This window comes from Mesorhizobium sp. M7A.F.Ca.MR.176.00.0.0, from assembly GCF_004023165.1.
In the GTDB taxonomy this organism is placed as follows: domain Bacteria; phylum Pseudomonadota; class Alphaproteobacteria; order Rhizobiales; family Rhizobiaceae; genus Mesorhizobium.
In genome coordinates, this window is the sequence record NZ_RZTC01000026.1 from 51,033 (window position 1) to 65,104 (window position 14,072).

A 14,072-nucleotide genomic window follows, 5' to 3' on the forward strand; every position below is an offset into this window, starting at 1 on the left:
TTCCCCACGGTCATAGCAAAAGAGAGCTAAGAAACCCTTGAAACAACGTATGGCTTTGGAACGGCTTGGCCCTGTGCCTACCTGTCGAGCGCTGCGAAATAGGCCTTCTCGATGTCGGCGGCCATCACATCGGCGCCGAAGCGTGCCTTGAGGTTGGCGCTATCGGGCATCAGGTCGCGATAGGCGACCGGGTCGGCCAGCGCCTGGCTCATCCTGTCGGCGAGCTCGATCGGGTCAGGTCGGATCAGGGCAGGGGAACCGGTGTCGAATATCTCCGGGATGCCGCCGACCGCGGTTGCGATCATCGGCTTTCCCGCGGCAAGCGTTTCCAGGACGATATAGGGCATGGCTTCGGCGCGCGAGGGAACGATGATAAGCGCGGCAAGGGCAAAGGCCTCCCTGGCCGGCATCGGCGGCAGAAAGCGGACATGGCGCTCGAGCCCGAGGCGTTTCACTTGCCCGTGGTAACGCAGAAGGTCGTCGCCGTCGCCGACCATCACCGCGGTCAGCGCGCGGCCGAACCGTGGGCCGGCAAGGGCCAATGCGTCGATGAAGATATCCGGTCCCTTCAGGTCGCGCATCATGCCGATATAAAGCAGGTCGGCTGCGTCGGGCTCGGTGATCACCGGCTCGAATTCAGTGGCGCGCAGGCCGTTATAGACGAGGGTGTTGGGAATGGGAGGCTCGCCAACCTTGTGGCGATAGGTCCGCCGCTCATAGTCCGAGACAAACAGCAGATAGTCGGTGAAGCGAGCCATGAATCGCTCGAGCGCGAAGAACAGCTTTCCGATGACCGTGCTCTCGTCATAGTGGAGCGAGCCGCCATGCGGCGAATAAAGGCGGGCTACGCGAGACCTTGATACCCGCAACAATGAGCCGAACAGACGGGCATAGGCGCCACCCTTGGCGCCGTGCCCATGCAGTACGTCCGGCCGCAATTCCTTGATGATCCTGTATGTGCGCCAAGCCGAGGCAAGGTCGCCGGGACCGACATGGCGCTGCATCGGCGTGCGATGAATGCCGAGCGCCAGCATGCCCTTCATCTGCTCGAACAAATGTTCCTCGAACGCGCCGCCCGTCGTCGAATCGCAGACGATGCCGACCGAATGCCCGGCGGCGACCTGCGCCTCGGCCAGGTCGCGCACATGCCGGAAAATTCCTCCGACGGGTGAGCGAAAGCAATGGACGATCCTGAGCCTGTCCGCCACTTGGTATCTGTCAGAACAGACGTTCGCGGACGTAGACCGTATCGCCCGGCAGCAGCGGGTCGGAGGTGACCACGCGGCCGGTCATCACCTTGCCGTTGATGTCGCGGGTGATGTCGACGCTTTCCTGGTTGGCGCGCGCCGTGAAGCCGCCGGCAATGGCGATTGCCTTCTGCACCGTCAGGCCGGGAACATAGGAATATTGGCCGGCGGCACCCACTTCGCCCATCACGAAGATCGGCCGGTAGCGGTCGATCTCGACCGAAACGTCGGGATCGCGCAGATAGCCTTGCCGCAATTTGTCGGCGATCTCCTTTTCCATCTGCTGCGCGGTGTGGCCGCGCGCCGGTATGGCGCCGACAAGCGGGAAGGAGAGATAGCCGGATTGATCGACACTGTAGGTGTTGGTCAGCCCGTCCTGCTCGAACACGGTCACGCGGACGCGGTCGCCGGCGCCAAGACGGTAGGGCTGATCGAGCACCTCATGGAAGGCGGCCGGCGTCGGCCGGTAGCTGGAACAGCCAGCCAGCATCGATACGGCAAGCAGCGCGCGAAACAGGGAAGCAGTGCTTTTCATGACCGGACAAGTACCTTCGACTGGGCCGCTGCGGCGTCGCAGCAAACATCAGGGATCGAGGCCCGTTATCATCCTGTTAGGGTTAATGGCCGGTAAAGGGAGCGGCCGACGCGTGGCGCATCGGCAAGAGTTTTTGTGATTCTTGGCGGTTTTGTTTGCCGCCCGCCAGTAAACCCTAACGGAAACTTACCACGATCTTAACGGCTGAGTTACCATAGTTGTTTACGGTGCGTGCTGACCCAGTATCGGAGTAGGGATGCATGTCCGTTCAGTCCGCGGCCGCAGATGTCGATGTCGATCTCAGGCAGCTCTTCGCCAGCCTGGCGAGGAACTGGCTGCGTATAGTCCTCGTCGTCCTGTTGGCAACCGGGCTGGCCTTTGCTTTCGCCTCGCTGGCAACCCGGCACTACAAGGCCGAGACGCAGGTGGAGATCGCGCCGCGCGAATCCATCTACACGCGGCCGGCCAGCAACAACAACGACACCGACAAGCCTATCCTCGACGAACAGGGCGTCGCCACCCAGGTCCAGATCATTTCCTCCAACGAAATCCTCAAGCAGGTCTCGCAAAAGCTTGGTCTGGAAAAACTGCCCGAGTTCAATGAAGCGCTCGACATGTCGGCGCTGAGCCGCGCTCTGGTCCTGGTCGGCCTGAAAAGCGACCCGATGGAAATTCCGACGGAAGAGCGCGTGCTCAAGAAAATGCACGAGAAGCTCAACGTCTATGGCGTCGAGAAGACCCGCATCATTGCCATCGAATTCTCATCGGAAGATCCCAAGCTCGCGGCCGCCGTACCGGACGCCATCGCCGCCGCCTATATAGCGGGGCAAGGGGCGGCCAAGCTCGAATCGAACAGCGCCGCGGCAGACTTCCTGGCGCCCGAGATCGCCGACCTGCAGCGGCAGGTCAAGGATGCCGAGGCGAAGGTCGCCGCCTATCGCGCCCAGTCCGATCTTTTGATGGGTGGCAACAATTCGGTGCTGGCCACCCAGCAGCTTTCGGAACTGTCGAGCGAACTGTCGAAAGTGCGCGCCAACCGCGCCGCGGCCGAAGCGACCGCCGACGGCGTGCGCAGGGCGCTGCAGAATGGCGGTTCGCTGGATGCTGTGCCGGAGGTTCTGTCGTCGGACCTGATCCAGCGCTTGCGTGAGCGACAGGTCGAATTGCGCTCCAACATCGCCGATCTGTCGACGACACTGCTAGGCAACCATCCGCGCATTCGCGCGCTGAAATCGCAACTGTCCGATCTCGACGCACAGATCCGCAGCGAGGCCCAGAAGATCATGAAAGGCCTGTTGATGCAGGCCGAGACGGCAAAGGCCCGCGAGAACCAGCTTGTCGCAGACGTCAACACATTGAAAGCCGCTTCGGCGCAGGCCGGCGAACAACAGGTCGATCTCGACGCACTGCAGCGCGACGCGACCGCCAAGCGACAGCAACTCGAGCTGTACCTGACCAACTACCGCGAAGCCGCTTCGCGCCAGGATCGCAACTATCTGCCGGTCGACGCGCGGATCGCCTCGAAGGCTTCGGTTCCCTCCGAGGCCTATTTCCCGAAGGTCGGGCCGATCGTCGGCGCGGCTTTCGCCGCATCGCTGCTGATCATGGCGATCGTGACGCTTCTGCGGGAGTTGTTTTCAGGCCGCGCGATGCGGCCGGCGAGCGGTTCCCGTTTCGAACGGATCGATGAGGTCGCGATGCCCCAGGTGGCGCAGGCGCCGGTCGCCAAGCCATTTGTCCGCCACGAGCCTGCCGTCCTGCAGGACCCCTTGGTTGGCCAGGAGCTGCCTGAACGTGCGGATGAAACAGATGCGGAGCCCTATGCCGCCGGAATGCCGGCCATGGCCGAGGCACCGGATGTGGTCGCAATGCCCGATACGACGGCGACAGAGCAGACGGCTGTCGAGCCCGAACCGGCGCGTTCCACCCTGGGCGAGATCGATATCGAGAAGGCTGCCGAAAAGCTGATCTCCAGCGGTGCGGCGCGCGCCATATTCGTCTCGCCGGAAGGCGACGAGGCGGCTGCATCCGCGATCCTGGTGGCGCGCGAGGTCGCCGACGCCGGGCTGCGCGTGCTGTTGCTGGACCTCACCGCGTCGGGGGCCGCCTCGCGGCCGATGCTGGACAGCGGGCTTTTCCCCGGCATCACCAACCTGCTCGCTTCGGAAGCGCAGTTCAGTGACGTCATCCATGCCGATCTCTATTCGGACTGTCACGTCATCCCGGTCGGAACCGCCGATCCGGTTCGTGCCATGCGTGCCGCCGACCGGCTGCCGATCATCATGCAGTCGCTGACGACAGCCTACGACCTGGTCGTGGTCGAGTGCGGACCGGCCGACGCGCAAGGCATCGGCCGCCTGACCGGCGATGCCACCGAGGTCTTTCTCTCCATGCTGGAGGCCGACGATGAGGTGACGCAGGCTGCGGTCAAGCTGATCGAGAACGGCTACCCCGACCTCACGCTGGTGACGCCGCTCGGCCACGAACCGCCCGGCAATCCGGTGCCGGGAAGGCGCACTGCCGCTGCCTGAGGGGAGCCCCGGATCGCCGGCGGGGCCGTTCTGCGGTTCGCCCGATCTATCCCAGTTCAAGCGTCGTTACGCCGAACACCCTTCGCAGGTCCAATTCCGGGGCAGGACCCTTGTACATGCGCGTGGTGGTGAAGGTCGGCGCAAAGCCGGCCGCATCGAGCGCAGTTATGAAGCCGGCGTTATCGGCGGGGACGTCGATGTGCATCTCGCCGCCCTCGCAGGCACCGGCCAGTCCCTCCAGGAGTTGCAAAGCGATTTCTATATCGTCGGCAAACAGCGGGCCGATCTTGAAGCCGGATCGACAACTGCGCGCCACGCCAAAACCGGTCGCGCCGCGCGAATTGATCGCCGCCAACCCATGATGCGGCTCCTGCAGCCATCGCTTCAGAAAGGTGCCTCGGGGCGCCGGAAAACAATGGGCGTCATAGGCGACGATGCCGGACAGGAGCTGCGTCGTAATCATCCGCAACCCATCGGCCCTGACCGGCTGGCCTGCCATGCGCCCGGTGAAGCGGATGGTCTCATAGGCCGGCGCGAAGCCCTTGCGCCGGTAATTGGCCTGCTGCTCGGCGACGCCGTCGAGGCCGACAGTCCGGCCCGAGAGCCTTTTCATGCCGGCGTCCCACACGGCCTTGCCGTAGCTCATGCCGCGCATGTCAGGCCGGCAGATGTAGAGGCCGATGAAACCGAATTCGCTTCCATAGGCCACGGCCGAAATTGCCGCGACCATGTCGTCGCCGACAAAGGCGCCGATGAAGCCTTCGGGGTCCGCGGCCTGGAACATCGCCGGGTCTTCATGACCTGGGTTCCAGCCTTCCGCGGCCGCCCAGTCGACGAGAAGCGCCAGTTCCTGCAGGGACAGTGTGCGGATGATCGGCTTCATGGCGTCAGCTATCTTCTTCCGCGGGCGCTGCCTGGCCGGCGGCTTTGCGGCGCAGCACTTTGGTCAGCTTCCAGATCGTCGGGCTGTTCTTGACGAAGGCCTTCAGCCGTGCGCCTTGCCGAAGCGTCAGCGCCAGCATGCGGCCCTTCACGGTCAAGGGGACCAGCACTTCGAAATGCCGCGTTTCGATATCGCACCACAGCCGCTTGTAAGGCTCATCTCCGACCGAAAAGTCATAGACCTCGAAACCGGTCTCGCAGGCTTCCTGGATGTTGTCGAAGAACAGGAAGTCGCCGGGGCTGGCGTGCCCAAGATCGTCCTCGGCGATCGCTCCGAATTCGCAGATCAGGCGTTTGCCCAAGCGGCTTGAACCGGTGATGGCGCGCAGCTTGCCGGCAACCTCGAGCCCGTGCAGCACGAAGGAAGGCCTGTCCTCGGCAAGCGCCTGCATGAACAGCGCGCGGAAGAAGCCGCGTACCTGTGCGTCGCCAAAAACATTGGCGATGCCCATCTTGCGGAAGCGGAGTTCCTTCATCTCGAAGAAGGCGTCGAGCAGTCTGCCCACCTCGTCGGGGGTGCGGGCCCCGATGCGCCGATAGCTGCCTACGGCCTCGAATTTCCGGATCTGCGACCGGTGCTTCTTGCGTTTGCGTTTGCCGCTGGCGCGGGAAAGCAGCGCATCGAAGCCGCCGGCGAGATCGACGGCCAGCGACAGGTTGGGGCTGGAAAAATGCTCAAGCGATGCGAGCGGATTGGCGACGCCGTCGAGATCGGGCAGCAACCTCTCGAGCGCGACCAGATCGATGTCCGGGCGTGCCTTGGCGATGGCCGCCAGCACCGATCGGAGGGCCGGTATATCCGCTTTGGCCAGCCAGTTCGGGTCCGCGGCGACGAAGTTGCCGTTGGCGTGGCGCCCACCCATGAAGCGGGCGATCCGGAACGGCCCCCTGGCGGCAACCTCCAGCGCCAGCGAGAAAACCGGTTTGCCCTCGGCACTCAGCGTCGCGACGAGCAGGTCCGGTCGTGTCTCGGCCGCCCAGTTCTGGACCCAGGCAGCACTCTGCGCCGGCCCAAACAGAGCCGAGCGGCAGAACTCGGCATAGGCCGCGAGTCCGTCCGTGGACGCCACTGAAATCGACAGGCCGGCATGGTCCCGTGGCAAGGGGCGCGACGATGCCTCGGTGGCCGCAAGCCGATTGCCGTCAAATGACGCGGTTGCGTCAACCATACCTCAATCCTTAAGACGTATTGATCGCGATTTGGGGGTTCGCATAGGCGCATTCCGTGCTTGGATCAGCCTAGGCGCAAAAGGTGAATGAATGATCGACGGCGGGGAGGCAATCCGGAAACTGGCGCTGAACGTCGCCCGCTATACCGGCCTTGCACCGCTGGCCAAGCCGTTCATCGGCGGCATTGGCGCCATCCTGATGCTGCACCGTGTTACCGCGACGCCGGAAAAGCCGGACAGCGTCAACCGGCATCTGAATATCGCGCCCGGCTTCCTTGACGCCATGATCGCGGACATGAAGGCGCATGGCTATGCCTTCGTCTCCATGGACGAAGCCGTTGAGCGCATCAAAGCAGGCGGCAAGGGCGGTCAGTTTGCCACGATCACCGCCGACGACGCCTATCGCGACAACATGACCGAGGCGCTGCCGGTGCTGGAGAAGCATGGCGCGCCAATCACCATCTATGTCGCGCCCGGGCTGATCAACGGCACCGCCGACCTGTGGTGGGATGTGGTCGAGGACATCGTCAACGCGCGCGATATCCTCACGCTGACGCGGCCGAATGGTCCGCTGACGATCGATTGCTCGACCCCCGCGAAAAAGCTGCAGGCCAATGCACGCCTGCACGCCTATCTCACCTCCGAAATCCGCGAGGAGGACCTGCAGGCCGTGTTGCGTGACCTGGCTCGCGCAAACGGCATCGACGCCGACGGCCCACGCTTGCGCACATTGATGAGCTGGGATGAAATCCGTCGCATCGCCGCGCATCCGCTGGTGACGATCGGCGCCCATACGATCAACCACAGCAATCTGAAGCGGCTCTCAGAAGCCGATGCCCGGCACGAGGTTGGCGACGTGCGCGCCATGTTGCAGGCCGAACTGGGCGAAATGCCCCGCCATTTCGCTTATCCCTATGGCTATGCCAGCGCTGTCGGCTGCCGCGAGGTCGGCTTTGCCCGCGACGCAGGCTATACCTCCGCCGTGACGACGCGCCACGGCGTGCTGCGCGCCGAGCATGCCGGGTTCCTGCACGCCTTGCCGCGCATTTCCGTCAACGGCCGCTACCAGAGCCTCGCCCACATCCGCACCATGCTGTCGGGCGTGACGACGCCGCTCGCCAACGCCGGCAAGATGGTCGTCACCATCTGACGCTGGCGGTTTCGCCTATCGCTTGGCCCTCGGCTCCAGCATCAGCCATTTGATGATGCCCATTGCCGGCAGCACCCAGAGCAGGCCGCTGAGCAGGAAGAACAGGAAATGCACCCACGGACCCGACTCCGACAGCCGGGCGACCGCGAAGATCGATGCGACCAGCGCATAGACGATGACCAGCGCGACCAGCAGAAACATTCCGATCAGCTTTTTCAGGCGCAGGGGCATGGCTGGTCTCCTGATCGAGCATGCCGGAATTCGCACAAGAGGCCTGGCAGGCTCAAGGGGTATCGGCCTCGCATAGGCCTTGAGGCGAGACTGTGCAACCGGTGAGACGCGGCGCGACGGCGTGCCGCGCCGTATGGTCTTGCCAGCACGGGTGCGATGGTCCACCAATCCGCCAAATCAACCTGCCGGGACAAGATCATGGCTGCCATATCAGCTGCCGCGCCATACGTCGCCCGCGACCGCGACCTGCATAACCGGGCGCTGCTGCGCGGCTGGCTCTATGTGGTGCTTCTGGTGCTGTTTGCGCTGGTGCTGGTCGGCGGCGCCACAAGGCTCACCGATTCCGGCCTGTCGATTACGCAGTGGAAGCCGATCCATGGCGTGATCCCGCCGCTCAACGATGCCGAGTGGCAAGAGGAATTCCAGCTCTACCAGCAGATCCCGCAATATGCCGAGCTCAACAAGGGCATGAGCATCGAGGCGTTCAAGTCGATCTTCTGGTGGGAATGGGCGCACCGCATCCTGGCGCGCAGCGTCGGCCTGGTCTTTGCCCTGCCGCTGCTGTTCTTCTGGGCGACGCGCCGCATCGAACGCGGCCTGGGAGCGAAGCTGGTGGGCATTCTCCTGCTCGGCGGCCTGCAAGGCGCCATCGGCTGGTGGATGGTGGCTTCAGGATTGGTCGACCGGGTCTCCGTCAGCCAGTACCGGCTGGCGACCCACCTGACACTCGCCGCGCTGATCTTCACCGCCACCATGGTGGTCGCGCGAGGATTGGCGCCGCATTCCGAACCCGCCGCCGATCGGTCGACGCAGAGGCTGGCCGGGTTCATCGTGCTGCTGGCGCTGATCCAGATCTATCTCGGCGGCCTGGTCGCCGGGCTCGACGCGGGCTTAAGCTACAACACCTGGCCGTTGATGGACGGCAAGATCATCCCTGGCGATCTGCTGATCCTCGAGCCGGCGTGGCGCAACTTCTTCGAGAGCCCGAAGACGGTGCAGTTCGTCCATCGGTTTGGCGCCTACACGGTATTCGTCGTGGTATTGTGGCACATGATCGCCACGCGCCGGCGGCTGCCTGAAACAACGCATGCGCGGCGCGCGACGCTGCTGTTTCTACTGGTGCTGGTCCAAGCTTCGATCGGCATCGGCACGCTGCTGATGCATGTGCCGCTGCATATGGCGCTGACCCATCAGGGATTTGCGCTGATCGTGCTGGGTTTTGCCGCCGCACACTGGCGCGGCACCAAGGGCGCCTATCCCTTGCCGGCGGGAATAGCGCTCAGGGGCTGATCTTGGAGCTGATCTACCGGGTCCGGATCAGAAGCTTGCCCGTACCGCCCGGATCGCCTTGACGACCGACAATTCGCGGTTCTCCTCGACCGCATTGTCGTCCTCATGATGCCAGGATGCCGAAAGGCAGCCATAGGCGATGGCATGATCAAGGATAGCGGCCGGTGTCTGGCCCAGAGTGTTGGCAAAGATCCCGGCCATACCAGCGATCCGCTCGGGGTCGAGGCAGAGATCGTCCCGCTCGAGCGGGTTGTAGAACATGTTCGCCGCATCGAAGCCGGGGTCGCCGAGCACGCCCTTCGGATCGATAGCCAGCCAGCCGCGCGGTCCGTGCAGGATGTTCTCGTGATGCAGGTCGCCATGCAGTGGCCTGATATCGTGCGGATCGGTCAGCAGCCGGTCGGCAATAGTGGCGGCCTCGACATAGAGGCCGTCATGGCCGGCGTCGCGATCGGCATTCGCCTTGTTGAACAGGCTGGCGAAGCGTTCCCGGAGCGGCTGAAGTTCGGGCGGGAAGGGGTCTTTCCCCTGTGAAAACAGCTTCGCCATCACCTCGGCCGCAATTGCGGTCGCTACAAAGTCGCCCTGTTCGTCGAGAACTTGCTGAAGCAGCGTTTCACCGGCATATTCCAGCAGCATGCTGTGGCCGTCGCGGCCGAGCAGGCGCACCGCGCCTTCGCCGCGCCGCCAGGCGAGATAATGCTCGCCGCGCAACTCGTCGGCGACGTCGTCGAAAGGCTTGAGCGCCTTGACGATCGCCGGCGACCCGTCTTCGCGCAAAACCTTCCAGATGCGGCTCGAAAAGGTCTCGGCAATGAGTTCGGGCGCGCTGACTTTCCAGCGCGCCGGAAAGGCTGGCGCGTCCATCAGAGGCCGAGCATCAGGTCCATGTTCTGCACGGCGGCACCCGAGGCACCCTTGCCAAGATTGTCATAGACCGCCAGCAGCAGGGCCTGCGCCCGTTTGTCATTGGCAAAGACATAGACCTTCATCCGGTTGGTGCCGTTGTAGACCTCGGGATTGATCTCCGGCATGCGCTCCGAATGCGCATAGGGCGCCACTTCGACCACGCCGCCCTTGATGGCGGCGAAATGGTCGGCAATCGCCGCATGCAGCTCCGCACCGGTCGGCACATGGTCGAGGCTGCCAAGCTGCAACGGCACCACGGTGATCATGCCTTGCGCGAAATTGCCGACCGCCGGCTGCATGATCGGATCATGCGACAGCCTGGCATAGGCCCTCAATTCCGGCACGTGCTTGTGCTGAAGCGTGAGGCCGTAGGGCAGGAATTCCGAGGCTTCCTCGCCCTTGGCGACATAGTCCTCGATCATCGGCCGTCCGCCGCCCGAATAGCCCGAAATGCCGTTGACGGTGATCGGGAAATCCGCCGGCAGCAGGCCTGACGTGACCAGCGGCCGTAGCGTGGCGATCGGTCCCTGCGGCCAGCAGCCTGGATTGGCGACGCGTTTTGCCGAGGCGATCGCCTTTGCCTGGTCCTTGTCCATCTCGGCGAAACCATACGCCCAGCCTTCCGCCACGCGATGCGCGGTCGACGCATCGATGACCTTGGTGGTGTCGTTGGCGATCAGCGAGACGCTTTCTTTCGCCGCGTCGTCAGGCAGGCACAGGATCGCGACATCGGCGGCGTTGAGAAACTCGGCGCGCGCCGCCGTTTCCTTGCGGCGTTCGGTCGGGATGGAAATGATCTCCAGATCAATGCGCTCGGCAAGCAGCGCCCTGATCTGCAGGCCGGTGGTGCCGTGTTCGCCGTCGATGAAGATTTTCGGTTTCATGGGTTGATCAAATTCCCTGATATTTCAAGATTATATGCCCTGACCTTGAATCACTGCGGCACCATTGTGGTTGCCGTTGTTCAACTCTTCAAGCCGGGCCTTTCGCTCAGCCAGCAGGCCGAGATATTGCATGGCCACCATCGAGCCGGCGATCGCCGTTATATCGGCGTGATCATAGGCCGGCGCAACCTCTACGATGTCGGCACCGACAATATCGATCTGGTTGAGTTGGCGCAGCGTCGACAGGATCTTCGCCGAGGACGGCCCGCCGGCAACTGGCGTGCCTGTGCCAGGCGCGTAGGCCGGATCGAGGCAGTCGATGTCGAAGGTGAGGTAGGTCTTCTTGCCGCCGGTGCGGTCGACGATGGCGTAGGCGATATCGGACGCCCGCATCTCCTCGATTTCATGGCCATGGAGGATCTTGATGCCGAACGTGTCGGGTGCATGGGTGCGGATGCCGATCTGGATCGAGCGGTCGGGGTCGATGATGCCTTCCTTGACGGCGCGGCCGACGAAGGATCCGTGGTCGATGCGCTTGCCGTCGTCCGGCCAGGTGTCCTGATGGGCGTCGAACTGCACCAAGGCGAGCGGACCATGGAAGGCGGCATGCGCCTTGAGCAGCGGCCAGGTGACGAAATGATCGCCGCCGAGCGTCAGCAGGAAGGCGCCGGATTTCAGGATCTTGGCTGCTTCACGTTCGATCGTGCCGGGTGTCTTCTGGTGATTGCCCGAATCGAGCAGGCAATCGCCATAGTCGACCACCGCCAGATGCTCGAACAAATCGCGTGAGAACGGATATTGCGGGTCGTTATCGAGGATCGCCGAGGCGCGGCGGATCGCCTGCGGCCCGAAGCGGGCGCCCGGCCGGTTGGTGACGGCGGCATCGAAGGGAATACCCCACACCACCGCGTCCGCGCCCTTCACGTCTTTTGTGTATTTGCGGCGCATGAACGACAGCGCGCCGGAATAGGTCGGCTCGAACGCGGCGCCCGTTTTGGAACGGGCGGTGAAGGCGTTGTCGATGTTGTTGTTCGCCATTACGGATCCTCGTTTTTCATCGGGGTGCAACAACTACAGAACCGGCACGGAAGATGCCAGTCACAGCTTGGCGAGACGGAATGGCGCTGCCCGAGTGCCACGGCAAGACAGGATTGTATCATCATGACGCAGACCGCGTTTCTCAACCCCACCCTTGTCGTGGCGTCGGCCCGCACCGGCACGGTCGCCGGCGAACGCTTCCTGGTGCTCGATTCGTGGCGCGGCATCTGCGCGCTTCTGGTGGCGCTGTTTCACTTTCCGACCGCTTCGACGATTTCGCAAAGCGCCTTCATCGGTTCGTCCTACCTGTTCGTCGATTTCTTCTTCGTCCTCTCCGGTTTCGTCATCGCCAGCAGCTACGGCGATCGGCTGAACCAGCCGGAACAGGTCGCGCGCTTCGCACTGGTCCGTTTCGGCCGCATCTACCCGCTGCATCTGCTCATGCTTGCCGCCTTCGCCGGCTTCGAGTTGCTGCGGCTGATGCTGCCGCAATTGCACGGCACCGGGGCTGCCCCCTTCAGCGGAGGCTTCGACCTCGGCAGCCTGCTTGCCAATCTTCTTCTGCTCCAGGGTGTCGGTTTCGAGGATCAATTGACCTGGAATGCGCCAAGCTGGAGCATTTCGGCCGAGTTCTTCGCCTATCTCCTGTTTGCTGGCGTGGTCTTCGTCGCCGGCGCGCGCGCCTGGATATGGTTCGTCGCCGCCGCCGTCACCGCGCCGCTGTTCCTGCTCGGTTTCTCGACCCATCATATGGATGTGTCCTTCGATTTCGGCTTCATCCGCTGCCTGTACGGCTTCTCGCTCGGCGCCTTGCTGGCCTGGTTTCAGCATGATTCCATTGCAGGGGCGCGACAGGCCCTCGCCAGGAGCGGCCCGCGGATGGACTGGACCCTTGCCGAAATCGTCATGGTGACCGTCATCGTGCTTTTCGTCTCGCTGGCGGGCGGCAATGATTTCGGCATCGCGGCACCCCTGGTGTTCGCGCTGGCGCTGTTCCTGTTCGCCCATGAGGGCGGCTGGATCAGCGCCTTGCTGAGAACCCCGTTCATGTTGACGCTCGGCGCGCTGTCCTACTCGATCTACATGGTCCACATTTTCGTCCAGGCGCGCCTGATCAACATCGCCGGGCTCGTCGAGCGCAAGCTCGGCCTCGGCCTGATGGGCGATTTCATGCTGCGCGGCCAGCCTGCCACCGGCTTCGGCGCCGGCTGGACCGGAGCATTGGCGATCGTCGTCATGCTCGCGGCCACCATTGCCGCCTCCTGGATCACCTGGCGTTTTGTCGAGATGCCGGCCATGGCGTGGTTCCGCCGGCTCTCGAAACGCATCTGACGCGCACTCCCCGCGAACAACCGCTAGCCGGCTTCGTTCACCTGGATGTCACGAGGGTCGCCTATCCCGATCTCGATCCGGCAAGGAGCGATTCTCGATGCGGACCATCTGGCTGAGCCTTCTGTTTTCCTCGGCACTTGTGGCCTTTTCTGACCAGTCATTGGCCGGCGAGACCCGCGCCAGGCAGATTCTTGACCGCTTCGAGCACGCCAACCAGTGGCGCGACCACGTCATGGTGGTCGCGCATCGCGCCGGCAGCATGCAGGCGGGCAAGACGCTCTACGCGGAAAATTCGATTGCCGCCGTGAAGGGGTCGATCGCCATGGGCGCAGAAATCGTCGAGGTCGATATCAGGCGCTCGAAGGACGGTGAGTTCGTCGTCATGCATGACAGCTGGCTCGACCGCACCACCACCTGCAAGGGCGAGGTGGTCAAATACACCCTGGCCGAACTGAAGACCTGCAGGCTGGTGGTCGAAGGCACCGGTGCGGTGACGGGTGAAACAGTCTCGACGCTGCGCGAGATGCTGATGGCGACCAGGGACAGGACCCTCATCAACCTCGACAACAAGCTCGACGTCGGCGACCTCTCGGGCATGATCGCGGTGGCTCGCGATCTCGGCATGGCCGAGCAGGTTATCGTCAAGGAGAATTTGTGGAACCAGAACCGGATCACCACGGTCCAGGCGGCAATGACCGCTATCGGCGGCGGCTTCCAGTTCATGCCGATCATCGCCGATGACGCGGTGCGTGATGCCGGCTTCGCCCGGACGGTCGGCCATGCCTTTTCGCCGCGCGCAATCGAGCTGATCAAC

The 14,072-nt window shown here is 63.5% G+C and carries 13 protein-coding genes; 5 read left to right on the top strand and 8 right to left on the bottom strand.

The window, feature by feature from the left end; genetic code table 11:
- Positions 1 to 77: 77 nt before the first annotated feature.
- Together EOB59_RS11565 and EOB59_RS11570 are read right to left on the bottom strand one after the other, a co-directional pair.
- Complete coding sequence (locus tag EOB59_RS11565; RefSeq protein ID WP_127810694.1) at positions 78 to 1,208, bottom strand: glycosyltransferase family 4 protein; 1,131 nt, start codon at positions 1,206 to 1,208, stop codon at positions 78 to 80.
- A gap of 10 nt (positions 1,209 to 1,218) precedes the next feature.
- The gene (locus tag EOB59_RS11570) at positions 1,219 to 1,782 is read right to left on the bottom strand and encodes a polysaccharide biosynthesis/export family protein (RefSeq protein ID WP_128288401.1); all 564 of its coding nucleotides are present in this window, start codon (positions 1,780 to 1,782) and stop codon (positions 1,219 to 1,221) included.
- Between the two features lie 260 nt (positions 1,783 to 2,042).
- Here EOB59_RS11570 and EOB59_RS11575 point away from each other — a divergent pair, with 260 nt between their 5' ends.
- Entirely contained in the window at positions 2,043 to 4,313 is a 2,271-nt protein-coding gene (locus tag EOB59_RS11575) for an exopolysaccharide transport family protein (protein ID WP_127810693.1), read from the top strand.
- Positions 4,314 to 4,359: 46 nt separating this feature from the next.
- Here the strand turns inward: EOB59_RS11575 and EOB59_RS11580 are convergent, their stop codons facing one another.
- Positions 4,360 to 5,196, bottom strand: coding sequence for a GNAT family N-acetyltransferase (locus EOB59_RS11580; RefSeq protein WP_127397781.1), 837 nt, complete (start codon positions 5,194 to 5,196; stop codon positions 4,360 to 4,362).
- A 4-nt stretch (positions 5,197 to 5,200) separates the two neighbouring features.
- Positions 5,201 to 6,424 carry a GNAT family N-acetyltransferase gene (locus tag EOB59_RS11585; protein WP_128288402.1) on the bottom strand — a complete coding sequence of 408 codons (1,224 nt, stop codon included), beginning with the start codon at positions 6,422 to 6,424 and terminating at the stop codon, positions 5,201 to 5,203.
- A 91-nt stretch (positions 6,425 to 6,515) separates the two neighbouring features.
- On the opposite strand from EOB59_RS11585, the gene EOB59_RS11590 reads away from it, so the two are divergent.
- Positions 6,516 to 7,574: a polysaccharide deacetylase family protein gene (locus EOB59_RS11590; RefSeq protein WP_128288403.1), complete on the top strand. Its 1,059-nt coding sequence runs from the start codon at positions 6,516 to 6,518 to the stop codon at positions 7,572 to 7,574.
- 15 nt (positions 7,575 to 7,589) lie between these two features.
- Here EOB59_RS11590 and EOB59_RS11595 read toward each other — a convergent pair whose 3' ends face one another.
- Complete coding sequence (locus EOB59_RS11595) at positions 7,590 to 7,805, bottom strand: DUF2842 domain-containing protein (protein ID WP_023810263.1); 216 nt, start codon at positions 7,803 to 7,805, stop codon at positions 7,590 to 7,592.
- A 198-nt stretch (positions 7,806 to 8,003) separates the two neighbouring features.
- Here EOB59_RS11595 and EOB59_RS11600 point away from each other — a divergent pair, with 198 nt between their 5' ends.
- The gene (locus EOB59_RS11600) at positions 8,004 to 9,095 is read left to right on the top strand and encodes a COX15/CtaA family protein (protein ID WP_127810689.1); all 1,092 of its coding nucleotides are present in this window, start codon (positions 8,004 to 8,006) and stop codon (positions 9,093 to 9,095) included.
- Positions 9,096 to 9,122: 27 nt separating this feature from the next.
- Here the strand turns inward: EOB59_RS11600 and EOB59_RS11605 are convergent, their stop codons facing one another.
- The 3 genes from EOB59_RS11605 to speB are packed head-to-tail and all read right to left on the bottom strand — an operon-like array spanning position 9,123 to position 11,926.
- Positions 9,123 to 9,965: an aminoglycoside phosphotransferase family protein gene (locus EOB59_RS11605; RefSeq protein WP_206622045.1), complete on the bottom strand. Its 843-nt coding sequence runs from the start codon at positions 9,963 to 9,965 to the stop codon at positions 9,123 to 9,125.
- Entirely contained in the window at positions 9,962 to 10,888 is a 927-nt protein-coding gene (gene argC, locus EOB59_RS11610; protein WP_127810687.1) for an N-acetyl-gamma-glutamyl-phosphate reductase, read from the bottom strand. The genes EOB59_RS11605 and argC overlap by 4 nt, the downstream gene beginning before the upstream one ends.
- Before the next feature lie 30 nt (positions 10,889 to 10,918).
- Positions 10,919 to 11,926 (bottom strand): agmatinase, encoded by a 1,008-nt coding sequence (gene speB, locus EOB59_RS11615; RefSeq protein WP_128288404.1) that lies wholly within the window; start codon positions 11,924 to 11,926, stop codon positions 10,919 to 10,921.
- A gap of 123 nt (positions 11,927 to 12,049) precedes the next feature.
- Here speB and EOB59_RS11620 point away from each other — a divergent pair, with 123 nt between their 5' ends.
- Entirely contained in the window at positions 12,050 to 13,258 is a 1,209-nt protein-coding gene (locus tag EOB59_RS11620; RefSeq protein WP_127397416.1) for an acyltransferase, read from the top strand.
- 97 nt (positions 13,259 to 13,355) lie between these two features.
- Positions 13,356 to 14,072: glycerophosphodiester phosphodiesterase family protein (locus tag EOB59_RS11625; protein ID WP_164895631.1), on the top strand; the 717-nt coding region annotated here is incomplete at its 3' end.

Excerpts from the sequence above, each read along its gene's own strand:
- EOB59_RS11570 (WP_128288401.1), bottom strand. The coding sequence starts at position 1,782 with ATGAAAAGCACTGCTTCCCTGTTTCGCGCGCTGCTTGCCGTATCGATG.
- EOB59_RS11575 (WP_127810693.1), top strand. The coding sequence starts at position 2,043 with ATGTCCGTTCAGTCCGCGGCCGCAGATGTCGATGTCGATCTCAGGCAG.
- EOB59_RS11580 (WP_127397781.1), bottom strand. The coding sequence starts at position 5,196 with ATGAAGCCGATCATCCGCACACTGTCCCTGCAGGAACTGGCGCTTCTC.
- EOB59_RS11585 (WP_128288402.1), bottom strand. The coding sequence starts at position 6,424 with ATGGTTGACGCAACCGCGTCATTTGACGGCAATCGGCTTGCGGCCACC.
- EOB59_RS11590 (WP_128288403.1), top strand. The coding sequence starts at position 6,516 with ATGATCGACGGCGGGGAGGCAATCCGGAAACTGGCGCTGAACGTCGCC.
- EOB59_RS11595 (WP_023810263.1), bottom strand. The coding sequence starts at position 7,805 with ATGCCCCTGCGCCTGAAAAAGCTGATCGGAATGTTTCTGCTGGTCGCG.
- EOB59_RS11600 (WP_127810689.1), top strand. The coding sequence starts at position 8,004 with ATGGCTGCCATATCAGCTGCCGCGCCATACGTCGCCCGCGACCGCGAC.
- argC (WP_127810687.1), bottom strand. The coding sequence starts at position 10,888 with ATGAAACCGAAAATCTTCATCGACGGCGAACACGGCACCACCGGCCTG.
- speB (WP_128288404.1), bottom strand. The coding sequence starts at position 11,926 with ATGGCGAACAACAACATCGACAACGCCTTCACCGCCCGTTCCAAAACG.
- EOB59_RS11620 (WP_127397416.1), top strand. The coding sequence starts at position 12,050 with ATGACGCAGACCGCGTTTCTCAACCCCACCCTTGTCGTGGCGTCGGCC.